At 70.3% G+C, this 18,052-nt stretch carries 17 protein-coding genes; 3 read left to right on the forward strand and 14 right to left on the reverse strand.

What is annotated here, in order from left to right:
* Nucleotides 1–47: 47 nt before the first annotated feature.
* From ACFPQ9_RS17995 to ACFPQ9_RS18015, 5 genes are all read right to left on the reverse strand, one after another.
* The gene (locus ACFPQ9_RS17995; protein ID WP_380853860.1) at nt 48–1,754 is read right to left on the reverse strand and encodes a bifunctional uroporphyrinogen-III C-methyltransferase/uroporphyrinogen-III synthase; all 1,707 of its coding nucleotides are present in this window, start codon (nt 1,752–1,754) and stop codon (nt 48–50) included.
* Nucleotides 1,751–2,710, reverse strand: coding sequence for a hydroxymethylbilane synthase (gene hemC, locus ACFPQ9_RS18000; RefSeq protein ID WP_380853862.1), 960 nt, complete (start codon nt 2,708–2,710; stop codon nt 1,751–1,753). Before hemC ends, ACFPQ9_RS17995 begins: the two co-directional genes overlap by 4 nt.
* The gene (locus ACFPQ9_RS18005; RefSeq protein ID WP_380853864.1) at nt 2,707–4,446 is read right to left on the reverse strand and encodes a glutamyl-tRNA reductase; all 1,740 of its coding nucleotides are present in this window, start codon (nt 4,444–4,446) and stop codon (nt 2,707–2,709) included. The genes hemC and ACFPQ9_RS18005 overlap by 4 nt, the downstream gene beginning before the upstream one ends.
* On the reverse strand, nt 4,443–5,213 hold the full coding sequence (locus ACFPQ9_RS18010) for a redox-sensing transcriptional repressor Rex (protein WP_380853866.1): 771 nt from the start codon (nt 5,211–5,213) through the stop codon (nt 4,443–4,445). Before ACFPQ9_RS18010 ends, ACFPQ9_RS18005 begins: the two co-directional genes overlap by 4 nt.
* 281 nt (nt 5,214–5,494) lie before the next feature.
* Nucleotides 5,495–5,782, reverse strand: a complete 288-nt coding sequence (locus ACFPQ9_RS18015; RefSeq protein WP_380853868.1) for a glutaredoxin family protein — start codon at nt 5,780–5,782, stop codon at nt 5,495–5,497.
* Between the two features lie 131 nt (nt 5,783–5,913).
* On the opposite strand from ACFPQ9_RS18015, the gene ACFPQ9_RS18020 reads away from it, so the two are divergent.
* The 3 genes from ACFPQ9_RS18020 (at nt 5,914) to ACFPQ9_RS18030 (ending at nt 9,932) form a co-directional block, all read left to right on the forward strand.
* A complete protein-coding gene (locus ACFPQ9_RS18020) occupies nt 5,914–6,843 on the forward strand; it encodes an HAD family hydrolase (RefSeq protein ID WP_380853870.1) in 930 nt (309 codons plus the stop codon).
* An 816-nt stretch (nt 6,844–7,659) separates the two neighbouring features.
* The gene (locus ACFPQ9_RS18025; protein ID WP_380853872.1) at nt 7,660–8,433 is read left to right on the forward strand and encodes an ECF subfamily RNA polymerase sigma factor, BldN family; all 774 of its coding nucleotides are present in this window, start codon (nt 7,660–7,662) and stop codon (nt 8,431–8,433) included.
* Between the two features lie 251 nt (nt 8,434–8,684).
* Complete coding sequence (locus ACFPQ9_RS18030) at nt 8,685–9,932, forward strand: DUF5667 domain-containing protein (RefSeq protein ID WP_380853874.1); 1,248 nt, start codon at nt 8,685–8,687, stop codon at nt 9,930–9,932.
* A gap of 114 nt (nt 9,933–10,046) precedes the next feature.
* Here the strand turns inward: ACFPQ9_RS18030 and ACFPQ9_RS18035 are convergent, their stop codons facing one another.
* From ACFPQ9_RS18035 to ACFPQ9_RS18075, 9 genes are all read right to left on the reverse strand, one after another.
* Nucleotides 10,047–11,099, reverse strand: coding sequence for a lysophospholipid acyltransferase family protein (locus ACFPQ9_RS18035; protein WP_380853876.1), 1,053 nt, complete (start codon nt 11,097–11,099; stop codon nt 10,047–10,049).
* Between the two features lie 14 nt (nt 11,100–11,113).
* Complete coding sequence (locus tag ACFPQ9_RS18040; protein WP_380853878.1) at nt 11,114–12,175, reverse strand: NAD-dependent epimerase/dehydratase family protein; 1,062 nt, start codon at nt 12,173–12,175, stop codon at nt 11,114–11,116.
* 251 nt (nt 12,176–12,426) lie between these two features.
* Complete coding sequence (locus tag ACFPQ9_RS18045; RefSeq protein WP_003948845.1) at nt 12,427–12,525, reverse strand: 30S ribosomal protein bS22; 99 nt, start codon at nt 12,523–12,525, stop codon at nt 12,427–12,429.
* 157 nt (nt 12,526–12,682) lie between these two features.
* A complete protein-coding gene (locus ACFPQ9_RS18050; protein ID WP_004984898.1) occupies nt 12,683–12,895 on the reverse strand; it encodes a helix-turn-helix domain-containing protein in 213 nt (70 codons plus the stop codon).
* 129 nt (nt 12,896–13,024) lie between these two features.
* Nucleotides 13,025–13,840 carry a phosphatase gene (locus ACFPQ9_RS18055; protein WP_380853955.1) on the reverse strand — a complete coding sequence of 272 codons (816 nt, stop codon included), beginning with the start codon at nt 13,838–13,840 and terminating at the stop codon, nt 13,025–13,027.
* Nucleotides 13,841–14,005: 165 nt separating this feature from the next.
* Nucleotides 14,006–15,178, reverse strand: a complete 1,173-nt coding sequence (locus ACFPQ9_RS18060; RefSeq protein WP_380853880.1) for an acetoin utilization protein AcuC — start codon at nt 15,176–15,178, stop codon at nt 14,006–14,008.
* A complete protein-coding gene (locus ACFPQ9_RS18065; protein ID WP_380853882.1) occupies nt 15,129–16,352 on the reverse strand; it encodes an MFS transporter in 1,224 nt (407 codons plus the stop codon). Before ACFPQ9_RS18065 ends, ACFPQ9_RS18060 begins: the two co-directional genes overlap by 50 nt.
* A gap of 66 nt (nt 16,353–16,418) precedes the next feature.
* Complete coding sequence (locus ACFPQ9_RS18070; protein ID WP_380853884.1) at nt 16,419–17,201, reverse strand: VC0807 family protein; 783 nt, start codon at nt 17,199–17,201, stop codon at nt 16,419–16,421.
* Between the two features lie 93 nt (nt 17,202–17,294).
* Entirely contained in the window at nt 17,295–17,939 is a 645-nt protein-coding gene (locus ACFPQ9_RS18075; protein ID WP_380853886.1) for an HAD family hydrolase, read from the reverse strand.
* Nucleotides 17,940–18,052 lie beyond the last annotated feature (113 nt).

An 18,052-nucleotide genomic window follows, 5' to 3' on the forward strand; every position in this document is an offset into this window, starting at 1 on the left:
GGGCGAGAGCCCTCGGGCCCGCACCCTGACCGCCTTCCCCGCACTCCTCAGGTCGTCGACCGCCGCCGCCGAGCCCCCGGCCGCCGCTCGCTCGGCCGAGTGACCGGATCGCCGGCCTCGACCGCGGCGGCACGCCGCCGCAGCCCGAAGTCGGCCAGCGCCTCGGCCAGCTTGTGCACGGACGGCTCCGGAGCCATCACATCCACCCGGAGCCCGTGTTCCTCGGCGGTCTTCGCGGTGGCGGGACCGATACAGGCGATCACAGTGACGTTGTGCGGCTTGCCGGCGATCCCGACGAGGTTGCGCACCGTGGAGGACGAGGTGAAGAGAACGGCGTCGAAGCCACCCCCCTTGATCGCCTCCCGGGTCTCCGCCGGAGGCGGCGACGCCCGCACGGTCCGGTAGGCCGTGACGTCGTCGACCTCCCAGCCCAGCTCGATGAGCCCGGCCACCAGGGTCTCCGTGGCGATGTCGGCCCGCGGCAGGAACACGCGGTCGATCGGGTCGAAGACCGGGTCGTACGGGGGCCAGTCCTCCAGCAGCCCCGCCGCCGACTGCTCCCCGCTCGGCACCAGGTCCGGCTTCACACCGAAGGCGATGAGCGCCTTCGCGGTCTGCTCCCCCACCGCCGCGACCTTGATCCCGGCGAACGCACGGGCGTCGAGCCCGTACTCCTCGAACTTCTCCCGCACGGCCTTGACCGCGTTCACCGAGGTGAAGGCGATCCACTCGTACCGCCCGGTCACGAGCCCCTTCACGGCCCGCTCCATCTGCTGGGGCGTGCGCGGCGGCTCGACGGCGATCGTCGGCACCTCGTGCGGCACGGCCCCGTACGACCGCAACTGGTCGGAGAGCGACGCCGCCTGCTCCTTCGTCCGCGGCACGAGCACCCGCCACCCGAAGAGCGGCTTGGACTCGAACCACGACAACTGGTCGCGCTGTGCTGCGGCGGAACGCTCACCGACCACGGCTATCACCGGCCGCCCGCCCTCCGGCGACGGCAGCACCTTGGCCTGCTTCAGCGTCTGGGCGATGGTGCCCAGCGTCGCGGTCCACGTCCGCTGCCGCGTCGTCGTACCGGCGACGGTGACCGTCAGCGGTGTGTCGGGCTTGCGTCCGGCCGACACCAGCTCACCGGCGGCCGCGCCGACGGAGTCCAGCGTCGTCGAGACGACCACGGTCCCGTCCGACGCGCCGACCTCGGTCCAGCACCGGTCGGACGCGGTGAGCGCGTCGACGAACCGCACGTCCGCGCCCTGCGCGTCGCGCAGCGGCACTCCGGCGTACGCGGGCACGCCCACGGCCGCGGCGACACCCGGTACGACCTCGAACGGCACACCGGCCGCGGCGCACGCGAGCATCTCCTCGGTGGCATAGGTGTCGAGCCCGGGATCCCCGGACACCGCACGCACGACCCGCTTGCCGCCGCGCGCGGCCTCCATGACAAGATGTGCGGCATCCCGCACCGCGGGTAGCCCAGCGGTCGTTGACGCGCCGTCAACAACCGCTAGTTGAGGCGTGCCTGTGCCCGGGACGGCGTCCGCGTCGGGACCCGTGTCCGTGTGCACTTCGGCTACGCCCGCTCTGGCGTGCTGGCGCACGACGTCGAGCACTTCGTGCTCGGCGACGAGTACGTCGGCGTTCGCCAGCGCCTCGACGGCGCGCAGAGTCAGCAGCCCCGGATCCCCGGGTCCGGCACCGAGGAAGGTGACGTGCCCGTGTTCAAGGCCGGCGGGAAGGGTGGTGGGGCTCAATGTGCTCGCTCCCCCATCAGACCGGCCGCGCCCTGGGCAAGCATCTCGGTAGCGAGTTCGCGACCGAGCGCCAGCGCTTGGTCGTGCGTCTCGGGCACGGGACCGGTGGTGGACAGCTGCACCGTGCGAGTGCCGTCGGTCGTGCCGACGACGCCCCGCAGGCGCATTTCCTTGACAATCTGCCCGTCGGCCAGAAGGTCGGCCAGCGCGCCCACAGGGGCGGAGCAGCCGGCCTCCAGGGCGGCGAGCAGTGATCGCTCGGCGCTCACGGCGACCCGCGTGAACGGGTCGTCGAGCTCGCCGAGCGCGGCGATCAGGTCCGCGTTGTCCGCGGTGCACTCGATCGCCAGTGCCCCCTGGCCGGGGGCGGGCAAAACCGTGTCGACCGACAGGAAGTCGGTCACTTCCTCGCTACGGCCGATGCGATTGAGGCCGGCCGCGGCCAGCACGACCGCGTCCAGCTCGCCGTCACGCACGTACCGGATCCGGGTGTCGACATTGCCGCGGATCGCGACCGTCTCGAAGTCCAGCCCGTGGCTGCGGGCGTACGCGTTCAGCTGGGCCATCCGGCGCGGCGAGCCCGTACCGATGCGCGCGCCGCGCGGCAGGTCGGTGAGCTTGAGGGCGTCCCGGGCGACGATCACGTCCCGCGGGTCCTCACGCTCGGGGACGGCCGCCAGGGCCAGTTCCTCGGGCTGCGTGGTCGGCAGGTCCTTCAGCGAGTGCACCGCGAAGTCGACCTCGCCCCTGACGAGCGCGTCCCGCAGGGCGGTGACGAACACACCGGTGCCGCCGATCTGCGCGAGGGCCTCGCGCGAGACATCGCCGTACGTGGTGATCTCGACGAGTTCGACGGGCCGTCCGGTCACCCGACGCACGGCGTCCGCGACCTGCCCGGACTGGGCCATGGCGAGCTTGCTGCGCCTGGTGCCGAGCCGTAGTGGCTGCTGAGTCATCGTGGGCCTCGGTTCTTCTCGGTGCTGTCCTCGGCGCGGGAGACGGAGGCCACCGTCTCCTGATCGAGGTCGAACAGGGTCCGCAGGGCGTCCGCGTACCCGGCGCCGCCGGGCTCGGCCGCCAGCTGCTTGACCCGCACGGTGGGGGCGTGCAGCAGCTTGTCGACCACGCGCCGCACGGTCTGCGTGATCTCACCGCGGTGCTTGTCGTCGAGGCCCGGCAGACGGCCCTCGAGACGGGCGATCTCGCTCGCCACGACATCGGCGGCCATCGCCCGCAGCGCGACGACGGTGGGCGTGATGTGCGCGGCCCGCAGCGCGGCGCCGAAGGCGGCGACCTCGTCGGAGACGATCCGGCGGACCTGGTCGACGTCGGCCGCCATCGGAGCGTCGGCGGAGGCTTCCGCGAGCGACTCGATGTCCACCAGCCGCACCCCGGCCAGCCGGTGCACGGCCGCGTCGATGTCGCGGGGCATGGCGAGGTCGAGCAGGCACAGCGCCGGCGCGGGCCGGGGCACCTCCATGACGGGCTCGGGCTTGCGGCGCTCGGGGATGCGGCCGACGGTGGCCACGGTCGCGGCGAGCGCGGTGATCAGCTCGGCGTCGGCCTCGGGGCTGCGCCGGGCGGCCTCGCGCCGGTCGACGGCACTGCCCGCCGCCCATGCCGCGTGCTGCTCCAGGGTGGCGGCGTCCATCCCGGCGACGGCGGCCTCGCCGAGCACAGAGAAACCTCCCTGCACGGCGGCGACGTCGAGCGGGCAGTTCTCGTCGGTGCCGACACTGGTGGGCGGCAGCGGGGTCTGCCGTACGTCGGTGGAGTCGGCGCCCGTCCGGGGGGCGGGCGAGCCCGCGTCCGTGAAGGCGGCCGGCTGCCCGGTACGGCCCTCCACCGCGGCGGCGACCTCCTCGGCCGCGAGGACGAGGCCGGTCGCGCCGGTGCAGGAGACGGCGATGTCGGCACGTGTCAGCTCGACCGGCACCGACTCCATCGGTACCGAGCGGGCGGGCACGTCCGTGCCGTCGGTCAGACGTTGCCCATATTGCTCTCCGAGCAGGGCCACGAGCCGCTCGGCGCGGTCCTGCGTCCGGTTGGCGATGACGATCTCGGCGACCCCGGCCCGCGCGAGCGTCGCCGCGGCCAGCGAGGACATCGAACCGGCGCCGATGACCAGCGCCTTCTTGCCGCGGGCCCAGGCGGTGACGTCCGCGCCCTCGGCCAGCTGCTCAAGCCCGAAGGTGACCAGCGACTGCCCGGCCCGGTCGATCCCGGTCTCGGAGTGCGCCCGCTTGCCGACCCGCAGGGCCTGCTGGAACAGGTCGTTCAGCAGCCGCCCGGCGCTGTGCAGCTCCTGCGCCTTGGCGAGGGAGTCCTTGATCTGCCCGAGGATCTGGCCTTCCCCGACGACCATGGAGTCGAGCCCACAGGCCACCGAGAACAGATGATGTACGGCCCGGTCCTCGTAGTGGACGTACAGATACGGCGTGAGCTCGTCCAGCCCCACTCCGCTGTGCTGGGCGAGCAGCGTGGACAGCTCGGCGACACCGGCGTGGAACTTGTCCACGTCGGCGTACAGCTCGATGCGGTTGCAGGTGGCGAGCACCGCGGCCTCGGTGGCGGGCTCGGCGGCGACCGTGTCCTGCAGCAGCTTGATCTGGGCGTCCGCGCCCAGCGCGGCCCGCTCCAGCACGCTGACCGGGGCGCTGCGGTGGCTCAGCCCGACGACGAGAAGACTCATGCCGGCATCACGGCGGGTACGTCCCCGTCGGGCCCCTGATCGGCGGAGTCGTCGGACCCCTCACGGGTGACGGCGGCCGGTCCGGCGCCGTCGGCGTGGGCCTCCTCGCCCGCCTTGCGCTGCTCGTGGAAGGCGAGGATCTGCAGCTCGATGGAGAGGTCGACCTTGCGCACGTCGACGCCGTCCGGGACGGTCAGCACGGTCGGCGCGAAGTTCAGGATGGAAGTGACACCGGCGGCCACGAGACGGTCGCAGACCTGCTGGGCGGCGCCGGCGGGGGTGGCGATGACGCCGATGGACACGCCGTTGTCGTCGATGATCTTTTCCAGGTCATCGGTGTGCTGCACGGGAATCCCGGCGACGGGCTTGCCCGCCATGGCCGGATCGGCGTCGATGAGGGCCGCGACCCGGAATCCACGGGAGGCGAACCCGCCGTAGTTGGCGAGGGCGGCGCCGAGGTTACCGATTCCGACGATGACAACCGGCCAGTCCTGGGTGAGCCCCAGCTCACGCGAGATCTGGTACACGAGATACTCGACGTCGTACCCGACACCCCTGGTCCCGTACGACCCGAGGTAAGAGAAGTCCTTGCGCAGCTTGGCGGAGTTGACCCCCGCCGCGGCCGCGAGCTCCTCGGAGGAGACCGTGGGTACCGAGCGCTCCGACAGTGCGGTCAGGGCGCGGAGGTACAGCGGAAGCCGGGCGACGGTGGCCTCGGGAATCCCTCGGCTACGGGTCGCCGGTCGGTGAGTTCGGCCAGTTGCCACGGTGCTCCTGCGGGTTAGAGCGGGGGGCAGGCGGTCACACGTACCCAGACCGCCCCGTCGAAAGCAGGCTATGTCTTTGTGAACGCGTGCACAAAGATGGTGTCCGATTTGCCCGCCCAACGTGACCGGGCTCACGCACGCCCGGCGCACTGGTGTGGAACCGGCGCATACGCACCACCGTTCCTCAACTCTTGGGGGCAAAACCGCACACTCTCCTCAACGATCCCCGCCCCCGAGACCAAGTCGCCGTCGATCCTAAGCCGTTTCCGGAAGACTTTGGACTACTCGGTCAGTGCTTTGCGGAGGCGATCCTCGTTCACGCGCCAGAAGGTGTGCTGGGCTCCGTCGACGAGGACGACGGGGATCTGCTCCCAGTACTGGTCGTGGAGTTGGGCGTCCTGAGTGATGTCCCTCCACTCCCACGGAACCCCCATCTCCCCGCACACCCTCTCGACGACGCTCTGTGCGTCATCACACAGATGGCAGTCGGGTTTGCCGATGAGGGTGACCAGCCGGTCCCCGGGGGACTTGGCCGTGGCGCGACGAAAGAGGGGGCTCATGTCAGCCATTCTCGCGCGCCGGCGCCCGGATGACCGGGCGTCGTCCGACCACGCTGTTTAACTGCGCGGTCGCGGAGAGTTCACACCGTTCAAACCTCGCGCGTGTGGAGGCACCGAACAAACTGGCTATGCTCACGGTCATGGCCGCTCTCGGATGGCTCACTCCCCGTAGGCGCTCCGCCACGGCGCGGAGCGTGTTGGCTGGCGAGGCCTCGGCGGAGGCCGCGCGCAAGTCCTCGCAGGAGGCGACAGAGGTCCCGGAGTCCTCGGAGGCCGAGCCGGAGTTCCCGGTGCTCGGCGACGAGGAGGCCGCGGCCTTCTTCGACCTGGACAACACCGTGATGCAAGGTGCTGCCCTCTTCCACTTCGGGCGGGGCCTGTACAAGCGGAAGTTCTTCGAGACCCGCGATCTCGCGAAGTTCGCCTGGCAGCAGGCGTGGTTCCGGCTGGCGGGCGTCGAGGATCCGGAACATATGCAGGACGCCCGCGACTCCGCGCTGTCCATCGTCAAGGGCCATCGGGTCTCGGAGCTGATGTCGATCGGCGAGGAGATCTACGACGAGTACATGGCCGAGCGCATCTGGCCGGGCACGCGGGCGCTGGCGCAGGCCCACCTGGACGCCGGGCAGAAGGTCTGGCTGGTGACGGCGGCGCCGGTGGAGATCGCCCAGGTGATCGCCCGCCGCCTGGGCCTGACCGGCGCGCTGGGCACGGTGGCCGAATCGGTGGACGGCGTCTACACCGGCAAGCTGGTGGGCGAGCCCCTGCACGGCCCGGCAAAGGCGGAGGCGGTGCGCGCCCTGGCCTCGGCGGAGGGCCTGGACCTCGCGCGCTGCGCGGCGTACAGCGACTCGCACAACGACATCCCGATGCTCTCCCTGGTCGGCCACCCCTACGCCATCAACCCCGACACCAAGCTCCGCAAACACGCCCGCCGCCTGGACTGGCGCCTGCGCGACTACCGCACGGGCCGAAAGGCCGCGAAGGTCGGCATCCCGGCAGCAGCGGGCGTGGGCGCGGTGGCCGGCGGCACAGCAGCAGCAATCGCCCTCCACCGACGCCGCCGCTGACGCTTGCGGGTTCTGTTTGCCGCGGGGTGCCTTCGGCTGGCGCGTGGGTCGGGTCTGCGTCGATGGGGTCCGCCGCCTTGATCCGTCGGCCTGTTGCTGCGGGGTGGGGGTTCGCGTAGCGCCTTCCGCCAGTGGGTGGGTCGGGTCCGCGCCGGGTGGTGTCCGTCCTCGGTCCGGCGGTGCGCCGCACCTCGAAAGGCCCGCCCCTTGACGCCGGCCGCGGCGGGCGGACACCCCCGACACGGCCCCTTGCCGCCGCGGGCGACTGCGGGCGCGTGGGGGTACGGCAGCCTGCATCTCCCTGGCGCATCCACCCACCCGCCGGGGCCTCATCAACACCGGCCCACACCTCCCGGCGCGTCCAGCATTCGAGGCAGAGACCCCGCCATCCCCAACCCCCACCCACCCCTGGGGCCGCACCTCTCAACGCCGGTCCGGCGCTCTCAGCCCGTCCGGCGCTTGAGGAGGAGGCCGTTCAGGCCGATGCGGGGGTGGGGCGCGCCCGGGGGCGTAGGCCAATCCGCACCCCATACCCGCACAACTCCCTGTCCAGTCCCCTTGGCTGCACACGGCCACAACACGCCCCGGAGTCAGCCCGAACACGGACGCAATCGTTCAACAACCGGTCACTCTCCGGCACTTGATGGGTCGCCAATCGGTTACAGAAGAGACGCAATCGGTGATTTTAGCAACTGGGCGTAGCAGTGCCTGCACGAAGCGTTATTCTCCTCAGACGCAAACCGGTACCTCTCCGTCGCTACGACGGGTGAATGGTCCCGCACTGCACGTGATGGAAGCTCTGCCTCTGGGAGTCCCGTGTACCCACACGTCGGGGTTGACGCCTCGGGCCTGGCTACGCTGCGCGCAACGGTCCAAGACCTGTTGCGCGGCTTCGTCCCCACCGCGTACGCCGTCCCCGCCCTCGCCGTAACCGCCCCACCCGTAGGCCCTTGCTACGCGCTCGCCGACGGCGGCGCCGCAGTCGGCAGACGGGGACGCTCGGCCGGCGCAACGACCGCGCGCCGACCCGCCGCGGACAGCGACAGCGCTCGAATGATGGATCTCGTCGAACGCGCACAGGCCGGCGAGGCCGACGCGTTCGGCCGGCTCTACGACCAGTACAGCGACACCGTCTACCGCTACATCTACTACCGCGTCGGCGGGAAGGCCACCGCCGAGGACCTCACCAGCGAGACCTTTCTGCGGGCCCTGCGCCGCATCGGCACCTTCACCTGGCAGGGCCGCGACTTCGGCGCCTGGCTCGTCACCATCGCCCGCAACCTCGTCGCCGACCACTTCAAGTCCAGCCGTTTCCGGCTGGAAGTCACCACCGGCGAGATGCTCGACGCCAACGAGGTCGAGCGCTCCCCCGAGGACTCCGTCCTGGAGTCCCTCTCCAACGCCGCCCTCCTCGAAGCCGTACGGCGACTCAACCCCCAGCAGCAGGAGTGCGTCACCCTCCGCTTCCTCCAGGGCCTCTCCGTCGCCGAGACGGCCCGCGTCATGGGGAAGAACGAGGGTGCCATCAAGACCCTCCAGTACCGGGCCGTCCGCACCCTCGCCCGACTGCTGCCGGACGACGCTCGCTGAGCGCGTCACCGACACCGATCCAGCACTCTCCGCAACCTCCAACTCACCCTCGGTGAAAGTCTGTTGACTTCGCGGTCCGTTCATCCGCAGTCCGTAACCCAAGTGCCAAGCCGCTCGTTGTGCGGGATGCAGGCTCCCTGTGGTCACCCCCTGGCCGACTTCGATCACTCGATCGTGTGCAAGTGGTCAGGGCGTGCAACCCTCAGGACCCCCTGGGGAGTCGACCGTCATCACGAGAGGAGGTGCCGCCAGTGATCGCGAACGTATCGGCACACCGGCGGGCGAACGCCTTCGCCCAGGCCCTGGACGAGCTGACCGACCGGGGCTCGGCGGCCGAGCAGCCCGAGCAGCCCGTGGGATCGGCACCGGCAGACGCTGTTGCGGAACACACCGAGCAGGGCCGCCTGTTGGCCCTCACCGAGAGTCTCGCCGAACTGCCCAGGCCCGAACTCGACCCCGAGGTCAAGGTCGTCCAGCGGGCCCAGCTCGTGGCCGCCATGGAGGCCATGCTCCAGGAGGGCACCACGGGCGCCGAGGCGGGCACGGCCCTGCCCGGGCAGCGTTCGCAACGGGGACGAGGGGCTCACCGGGCTTCCCCACTGGGCAAACTGCGTCCGCGCTCACGGCTCGCCAAGGGCCTCACCGCCGGCGGCCTCAGTGTCGGTGTCGCCGCCGGAGCCTTCGGCGGGGTGGCCGCCGCGAGCTCCGACGCCCTCCCCGGCGACTCCCTCTACGGCCTCAAGCGCGGCATCGAGGACTTCAAGCTCAACGTCCTGGCCGACGGCGAGGACGAGCGCGGGCGCAGCTACCTCGACCAGGCCTCCACCCGGCTGAGCGAGGCCCGGCGGCTGATGGAGCGCGACCGTGGCGGACAGCTCGACCACGAGTCGATGGCGGAGATCCGCCGCACTCTGCACGGCATGCGGCACGACGCCTCGGAGGGCCACCGCCTGCTGCGCGAGGCCTATGAGCGCGACCCGCACTCCCTGGGCCCCATCCAGGCGCTGTCCGCCTTCTCCCGCTCGCACCGCGCGGTGTGGGGCCTCCTCCGCGAGCGGCTTCCCCTCCAGCTCGGGGACGTCGGCGACCAGGTGTCGTCGGTGTTCGACGCCATAGACGAAGAGGTCGCCCCGCTGGAGTCCCTCCTGCCGGAGCAGCCGGCCCAGAGCGGCGGCGGCAAGCGGCACGGCGACTCCGGATCGGCCTCCACCGGTACGTCCGGCTCCGACCGGTCGGCCCGGCCCAGCGCCGGCGGCAGCGGTTCCTCCGACGGCCATCGCTCCAGCCGTCCGAGCAACTCGGCGGACAACTCCGGCAGCGAGGGCGAGGGCCTGCTCGGCGGAAACACCGGCGGCCTCCTCGACCCGCCGAAGGACACCGGCAGCTCGGGCTCGTCGTCCTCCACCCCGACCCCCACCACCGAGCCCGCCGTAACCCTCCCGCCCCTGCTCCCGGGCCTCCTGCCCGGCCTGGGCATCGAGGGCGAGGACGGGAACTAGCCCCACGGGAAATCGGCAGTACGACGACGGGGGCGCCCCTCACACCAGGGGCGCCCCCGTCGTCGTACCAACGTTTCTCCGGTCAGAAGAACCGGATCGGCCAGAAGAACCGGTTCAGAAGAACACCGACCGCCGCTGCACCAGCAGCTTGTACAGCGTGTGCTGGATCTGTTCCCGGACCTGGTCGGTCAGGTTGAACATCAGCATCGGGTCCTCGGCGGCCTCCGGGGGATAGCCGTCCGTGGGGATCGGTTCGCCGAACTGGATCGTCCACTTCGTCGGCAGCGGCACCGCGCCGAGCGGGCCGAGCCACGGGAAGGTCGGCGTCAGCGGGAAGTACGGGAAGCCCAGGAGGCGGGCCAGCGTCTTCGCGTTGCCGATCATCGGGTAGATCTCCTCGGCCCCGACGATCGAGCACGGGATGATCGGGGTCCGCTTGCGCAGGGCCGTGGAGACGAAGCCGCCGCGACCGAAGCGCTGCAGCTTGTAGCGCTCGCCGAAGGGCTTTCCGATGCCCTTGAAGCCCTCAGGCATCACCCCGACCAGCTCACCCTTCCCGAGCAGCCGCTCGGCGTCCTCGGCACAGGCCAGGGTGTGGCCCAGCTTGCGGGCGAGTTCGTTGACCACCGGCAGCACGAACACCAGGTCCGCCGCGAGGAGTCGGAGGTGCCGGCCCGCCGGATGGTGGTCGTGGACGGCGACCTGCATCATCAGGCCGTCCAGCGGCAGCGTGCCCGAGTGGTTGGCGACGATCAGCGCGCCGCCCTCGGCCGGGATGTTCTCGACGCCCTTCACCTCGACCCGGAAGTACTTCTCGTACACCGGGCGCAGCAGGGACATCAGGACCTGGTCGGTGAGCTCCTCGTCGTACCCGAAGTCGTCGACCTCGTAGTCCCCGGTGAGGCGGCGGCGCAGGAAGGCCAGGCCGCTTGCGATGCGCCGCTCCAGGCCGCTGTCGTCCTGGGGCTGCTGGGGCGGCTGTTCCTCACGTGTCACAGGAACATCATCCTGCGCGAAGGACCGTCCCGGGAGAGGCTGGACCTCGCGTACCAGCGCGGATTCACCGTTCTTGCGCCGGCTTCCCGCGCTCCGGCGCCGCGACGGCCGCTGAACGGCGCTCCCGCGGGACCGGTCGTCGTCGAACGGAATGACCTTGGCGTCCGCCATCGTTGATGCGCTCCTCAGTTGGCGCTCTGCGTCGGGAGGTGGCCGCCGCCCAGCACGGGCAGCGCGGCGATCCGGTCGACGGCCCCCGCGAGGGCCTCCGGCGGCAGCAGACCCGGTCCGCGGCTGCGTGCGAACTCCGCGAAGGTCTCCGCCGTCGTGTATTTCGGCCTGAATCCGAGCGTCTCTCGCATCTGGTCCGTGGACACCACCCGGCCGTGGGTGAGCAACCGGATCTGCTCCGGCGAGAAGTCCGACATACCCAGCGTACGCACCAGGGAGCCCGCCCAGGTGACCGCGGGGAGCAGCAGCGGCACGGTGGGCCGGCCCAGCCGCCGGGAGCACTGCGAGAGCAGCAGGACGCCGTCGCCGGCGATGTTGAAGGTGCCGCTGTTGAGCGTGCCCCGCTCCGGCTCGTGCGAGGCGATGCGCAGCACCTCGATCACGTCGTCCTCGTGCACGAACTGCAGCCGTGGGTCGTAGCCGAACACGGTCGGCAGGACCGGCAGCGAGAAGTACGAGGCGAGCGGTGTGTCCGCGGAGGGGCCGAGGATGTTGGCGAACCGCAGCACGCACACGGCTACATCGGGCCTGCGGCGCGCGAAGCCCCGGACATACCCCTCGACCTCGACGGCGTCCTTGGCGAAGCCGCCGCTGGGCAGGGACTTGGGCGGGGTGGTCTCCGTGAAGACGGCCGGGTCGCGGGGCGCGGACCCGTAGACGTTCGTACTGGACTTCACCACGAGGCGCTTGACCGTGGGGGACTTCTGGCAGGCGCCGAGCAGCTGCATGGTCCCGATGACGTTGGTCTCCTTGACCGTGGCCCGGCTGCCGCTGCCCAGCGCGGTCCCGGTCACGTCCATGTGGACGACCGTGTCGGCGCCGCTCTCCGCCAGTACCCGCGCGATGGTGGGCTGCCGGATGTCGGCCTGGATGAAGTCGGCACCGCCCAGATGATGCTCGGGCGGGACCGCGTCCACGGCCACCACCCGGTCCACCTGGGGGTCACGCTGGATCCGCCGTACGAAACGGCCCCCCAGTTGACGGGCCACTCCGGTCACGAGCACGACCTTGCCCAAGACAGCGCCTTCCTTCCAGCACTCGTACCCCTGCCGAGTTCCCCGTGTGCGGCCAACTTAGCGGTTCGATGTTGCGCTGTGATGACCGCCCAATGCACGAAGTGACGATAATTCTCTGCATACCACCGGACGGGTCAGTCATTTGTCCAGGCATACGTACAGGGTTCGGCCCTTCGCACATCGCCCCCGATATGCGTGTGGCCCCCCACCGGTGGTGGGGGGCCACAATCACGCTGCTTTCGCAGCGTCGCTCACTTCTTGTTGCGACGCTGAACGCGCGTGCGCTTGAGCAGCTTGCGGTGCTTCTTCTTGGCCATCCGCTTGCGCCGCTTCTTGATAACAGAGCCCACGACTACCCTCGCTCACTTCTCATCACTCGGTGTTTGGGCGCCATGGGCCCACACGACCTACGAGGGGCTAGCCTACCCGCCCGAGCGCTGAGGTCGTAATCGAGGAGGCGAGGGGGAATCCGGAACAGCCCTGAGGATCCCCTCTCGCCCTTTGCCGTCAGGCGGTTTCCACCCCCACGTAGCTCTCGCGGAGGTATTCGTGAACCGCTTGCTCCGGGACGCGGAACGACCGCCCCACACGGATCGCGGGCAGATGACCGCTGTGCACCAGCCGGTACACGGTCATCTTCGACACTCGCATCACCGAGGCGACTTCCGCCACGGTAAGGAACTGAACCTCGTTCAGAGGCCTCTCGCCAGCTGCAGCCATGACACACCTGAACCTTCCGCACTCGACGGCCACCGGCTTCCCCTTCCGGTGACTCTTCGTCGCTGCGTGCTCACTCCCCAATGTAGGGGCGGGTGATGCGAGTGGGGAAGAGGGGATGGCATCGGCGCCTTACTGTGACAGACACGCTCGATTGAGTACGTAGCGGGTAAGCGGTCGGTAGTAATCAGACCGCACAGCGTCATCAAGTGGAACGACGACGGACACGGACCCCTCGGCCTGCCCCACAAAGAGCGCGGGGTCATTCGTATCGGCCGGACCAATGGCCTCAAACCCCAGCTGACCTGCCCCGCAGACCCAGCCGTGATCCCCGATCACCAACTCCGGCATGGGCCCGCCGGCCTCGGCCGCCGCTGCCAGGGCGGTACGAACCGGGAGGGGTGAGTGCGTGTGTGCGCCGGGCTCACAACCGGGGCGAGAGGCGCCGGGTTCCCGCACCAGCGCGACTCCTCGTACGTAGGCAAGGTTGTACGTGCGTAGGCCGAACCGGGTCGTTATGTCGACACTATGGCCATGCGCCGGGGTGAGAACGGCACATCCCGCCGCCGACAAGGCGTCCGCCAGGGCGGCGTAGAACCCGAGCAGTCGATGGGGGTGTCCGGTACCGAGCAGGACAGGTGCTCTGCGCTGGGCGACTGCCGCGAGACGTTCCGCAAAGGCATCCAGAGCGGTCAGAGTCAGCTCAGGATCGATCACATCCTGGCCGGAAGTGTGGTGTGGATCGGCCGAAACACCACACTTCTCTGCCATCAACGCAATCAGTTCGCGCTGACCCCAGATCCCCCTGGGGTCGAGCCCGAGCAGCACGCGAGGATCCCGGGCGGCGAAGAGCCGGTAACTGCGGAGGCTCTCCTCACGGGAAGTGGCCACGGGCCCGGCGAGACGCGCGGCGAGGAGATGGGCGCGCAGGGCACCGGTGCTCAACACGTCAGCGATGGTGACCGAATGGCCGGACCAGCGCCGCCGGAACGGCGAAACACCGCACAGTTGGCGTAACGACAGCACGCGGGACCTCGGCCCCTGACCCTGCCGACGCCCCGTTCCCCGGCGCCGCAGGCGCCGTTACGGCAGCAGCCCGCAGCGGTGTTCCCGCTACGGCAGCAGTCCCCGCAGCGGGAACACCGCCCGCCGGGCCGCCAGTACGGCCTGATCCAGCCGGTCACCGGGGTCGTACCCCGACTCCCAGTCCGCCCAGGAGACCGGCCACCGTCCGTCGGTCATCCGCATCGGCGCCAGCTGCCGCGTCCGCGCGAAGACCTCCTGCCGCCAGCTCTCCGGGATCATCGCCTCGGGCTCGATCGGCCGGCCCGCCGCGATGCCCACGAGATGCGTCCACGACCGCGGCACGACCTCCACCACGGCATAACCGCCGCCGCCCAGAGCCACCCACCTGCCGTCGGCGTACTCGTGCGCCAGGTCGTGACACGCCACCTGCACGGCCCGCTGCGCGTCCAGCGACACCGCCAGGTGCGCCAGCGGGTCCTCGAAGTGCGTGTCGGCACCGTGCTGCGTCACCAGCACCTGCGGCCGGAACTCGGCGAGCAGCTCCGGCACCACGGCATGGAACGCCCGCACCCACCCGGCGTCCCCGGTCCCGGCCGGCAGCGCCACGTTCACCGCCGACCCCTCGGCGCTCGGCGCCCCGGTCTCCTCCGGCCACCCGGTCTGCGGGAACAGGGTGCGGGGGTGCTCGTGCAGCGAGATCGTCAGCACCCGCGGATCGTCCCAGAACGCGGCCTGGACCCCGTCCCCGTGGTGCACGTCGACATCGATGTACGCGACCCGCTCGGCCCCGAGCTCCATCAGCCGCGCGATGGCCAGCGAGGCGTCGTTGTAGATGCAGAAGCCCGAGGCGCCGCCCGGCATCGCGTGGTGCAGCCCGCCCGCGAAGTTCACCGCGTGCAGCGCCTCCCCGCGCCACACGGCCTCCGCGGCCCCCACCGACTGCCCGGCGATCATCGCCGACACGTCGTGCATCCCGGCGAACGCGGGATCGTCCAGCGTGCCGAGCCCGTACGACATGTCCGCCGCCCCCGGCTCGGCCGACGCCGCCTTCACGGCCTCGATGTAGTCCTCCCGATGGACGAGCCGCAGCGTCGACTCCCCGGCGGGCTTGGCCGCGACGACCTCCACCTCCCGGTCCAGCCCGAAGGCTTCGACGAGCCTCCGGGTCAGGGCAAGCCGGACCGGATCCATCGGATGCTCCGGACCGAAGTCATAGCCCGTTACTGCCTCGTCCCACATCAGCTGTGCGCGGCCGCTCATGCCCGTCACCGTATCGGTCCGGTTGAGCGGCGAACGAACGGGCGTACCCGAGCGTCACCAGCACCAACACCATCGGCACGAGCATGGCCCCGCGATAACTCCAGGCGTCGCCCAGCGCCCCCACCAACGGCGACCCGATCAAAAACCCGACGTAATTGAAGACATTCAGTCGTGCGACGGCCGTATCCGAAGCCCCGGGGAACAGCCGCCCGGCCGCGGCGAAGGTCTGCGGCACCAGCACGCACAGCCCCACCCCGACCAGCGTGAACCCCAGCATCCCGACCCAGGCCCCCGGCGCCGAGGCGACCACCGCGAACCCGGCCGCCGCCACCAGCGCCCCGCCCCGCACGACCACCACGGCCCCGAACCGCCGCACCCCGAAGTCCCCGAGGGCCCGCCCCACCAGCGTGGTCACCATGTAGACGTTGTACGGCACTGTCGCCAACTGCTCCGAACTGCCCAGCACGTCCTGGAGATACTTCGCACTCCAGTTGGAGACCGTGGAATCCCCGATGTACGCGAACGTCATCACCAGACACAGCGGCAGCAGCACCTTGAAGACGACGGGCCCACGCTCGCCCCGGGCCTCCGGCACGACCTCGTCACCGCCACCGCCACCGCCGTCGACGTACCACCGACTCCCCACCAGCGCGGCCGGCAACAGCACCACGACGACCGGCAGATACGACACGAACAGCGCCAGATCCCAGTGCGCCCCCACCCACGCCAGCGAGGCCCCGACGATCCCGCCCAGGCTGTACGCCGCGTGGAAGCTGAGCATGATGCTGCGCCCGTACGACCGCTGCAGGCTCACCCCGAGCATGTTCATCGAGGCGTCCAACGCCCCCACGGCCAGCCCGAACGCGGCCAGCGCCACCCCCAGTTCGACCACGGTCTGCCCCGCGCCGACCCCGAGCAGCGCCAGCAGCACGACGGGCTGGGACCACCGCAGCACCCGGCTCGGCGGTATTCGTTTCACCAGCCGCTCGGTGGCGACACTGCCGACGCCCGCGAGGACGGGTACGGCCGCGAGGAAGGCGGGCAGCAGCGCGTCGGAGACGCCGTACCGGTCCTGGATGGCCGGAATCCGCGTCACCAGCAGGGCAAACGCAACACCCTGAGCGAAGAAGCTCAACGCCAACGAGGCCCTACCGCGCCGCAGCACATCAGTCATGGCGGCGAGCGTAGGGCCCCGGTGTACCGGTGGGTAGATCCAGCCAAAGATGAATTTCCCTCAGCTTTAGTTGGCAGGCGCGAGATCGGCAGGCGCGAGATCGACGGGGGCGAGCTCGCGGTCCGGGAGCCCGGCCGCACGGACCTCACCGCTCCGCCCGCCCTCCTCCGCCTCGGACTTGGCCTCCGCCACGACCATGGCGGCCATCGGACCGGCGCCCAGCGCGCCGCCGACCACGAAGCCCAGGCCCATGGCGACGACCATGATCACATTGCCGGCCCACACCATGGTGTCCACCGGCAGCGTGTAGGCCCCCACGATCCGCACCACACACTCCGCGAGCAGTACGACACCCCACACCAGCGAGAACATCCGCTCGGCCCGCCGGAACCGCGCCGACCCGGCGTGCAGCCGCGCCCAGGCGGCCTCCCGGCCGGAATCCCCCTTCACCACCCAGGGCTTCATACCGGCAGTCATCATCGGCTTGCCCAGCACCACGGAGACGATGATCCCGATGGTGCTGCTGACGGCGCTGTCCTTGGCGATCATCAGCCGCGGGTCACCGGCCACGAAGCTCAGCAGCAGGGACACGACGTTCACGAAGAGGATGAGCGCGGCCATCCCGTTCACCTCACGCGACTTCAGCAAGCCCCATCCGGTGCGCACGGCCGGCACGACACTGCTCACCGCGAGCGCCGTCACCGTGCTCGTCCCGAAACCGTTCTTCAGGAGGTAGTACGCCCCCATCGGCAGCGCGACATCGATGAGCAGCGGCGCGAAGTCCCGCAGCCCGCGGCGACGGTTGGTGCTGTTGGTGCTGTTCCCCTTGGTGTTCCCCGTGTTCGTCATGCCCTCAGCTTCGCGGCAGACGCCGGGTCTCCGGTAGAAACGATCGTCCAGGCCTCCGCATGACAAATGTCAGCACCGCACCACCGCCCCGGATCACACGAGCAGGTCGACCAACTCGCCCATGTCGGAGAAGAGTTGAGTGGCCCCGGCGAGCTTCGCGGCGGGCGTCATGGCGGTGAACCCATAGACGTCCATCCCCGCGGCGACGGCCGCCTGCACCCCCAGCGGACTGTCCTCCACAACGAGGCACCGCGCCGGCGCAGCCCCCATCCGCTCCGCCGCATGCAGGAAGAGATCCGGCGCCGGCTTCCCCCGTCCCACATCCTGCGAGCTGAACACCCGCCCCTCATCGAAGAACCGGTCGAGCCCCGTCGTCCGATGCCCCACCCGAATCCGCTCATGACTCCCGGAGGACGCGACACAGTACTGCACCCCGCCCCCACCGAGCTTCTCCAGCACGTCCACGGCACCGGGCACGGCCTTCAACTCCCGCTCGAACGCGGCGAACACCCGCGCATGAAACACGTCATCAAAGTCCTCCGGCAGCCGCTGCCCGGTCCGCTCCAGCACGAGGTCATGAATCCGATGCATGGCCGAGCCCATGTAGTCCCGAATGGAGTCCTCGTACGACGTCGGGTGCCCCAGCTCGGTGAGATACGCGGCAAGAAGTCGGTTGGAAATGGGCTCGCTGTCGACGAGCACACCGTCATTGTCGAAGATCACCAGGTCGTAGCGCATACAACCGAGCTTAAACGCAGAAAGGCCCACGCCATACGGCGTGGGCCTTCCCTAAAGTTTGTTCGGCGGCGTCCTACTCTCCCACAGGGTCCCCCCTGCAGTACCATCGGCGC

It is taken from the genome of Streptomyces coerulescens (assembly GCF_042657965.1).
Taxonomy (GTDB): domain Bacteria; phylum Actinomycetota; class Actinomycetes; order Streptomycetales; family Streptomycetaceae; genus Streptomyces; species Streptomyces coerulescens.

Excerpts from the sequence above, each read along its gene's own strand:
- ACFPQ9_RS18035 (WP_380853876.1), bottom strand. The coding sequence starts at position 11,099 with ATGGCGGACGCCAAGGTCATTCCGTTCGACGACGACCGGTCCCGCGGG.
- hemC (WP_380853862.1), bottom strand. The coding sequence starts at position 2,710 with ATGACTCAGCAGCCACTACGGCTCGGCACCAGGCGCAGCAAGCTCGCC.
- ACFPQ9_RS18075 (WP_380853886.1), bottom strand. The coding sequence starts at position 17,939 with ATGCGCTACGACCTGGTGATCTTCGACAATGACGGTGTGCTCGTCGAC.
- ACFPQ9_RS18015 (WP_380853868.1), bottom strand. The coding sequence starts at position 5,782 with ATGGCTGACATGAGCCCCCTCTTTCGTCGCGCCACGGCCAAGTCCCCC.
- ACFPQ9_RS18065 (WP_380853882.1), bottom strand. The coding sequence starts at position 16,352 with ATGACTGATGTGCTGCGGCGCGGTAGGGCCTCGTTGGCGTTGAGCTTC.
- ACFPQ9_RS18020 (WP_380853870.1), top strand. The coding sequence starts at position 5,914 with ATGGCCGCTCTCGGATGGCTCACTCCCCGTAGGCGCTCCGCCACGGCG.
- ACFPQ9_RS18070 (WP_380853884.1), bottom strand. The coding sequence starts at position 17,201 with ATGACGAACACGGGGAACACCAAGGGGAACAGCACCAACAGCACCAAC.
- ACFPQ9_RS18050 (WP_004984898.1), bottom strand. The coding sequence starts at position 12,895 with ATGGCTGCAGCTGGCGAGAGGCCTCTGAACGAGGTTCAGTTCCTTACC.
- ACFPQ9_RS18060 (WP_380853880.1), bottom strand. The coding sequence starts at position 15,178 with ATGAGCGGCCGCGCACAGCTGATGTGGGACGAGGCAGTAACGGGCTAT.
- ACFPQ9_RS18005 (WP_380853864.1), bottom strand. The coding sequence starts at position 4,446 with ATGAGTCTTCTCGTCGTCGGGCTGAGCCACCGCAGCGCCCCGGTCAGC.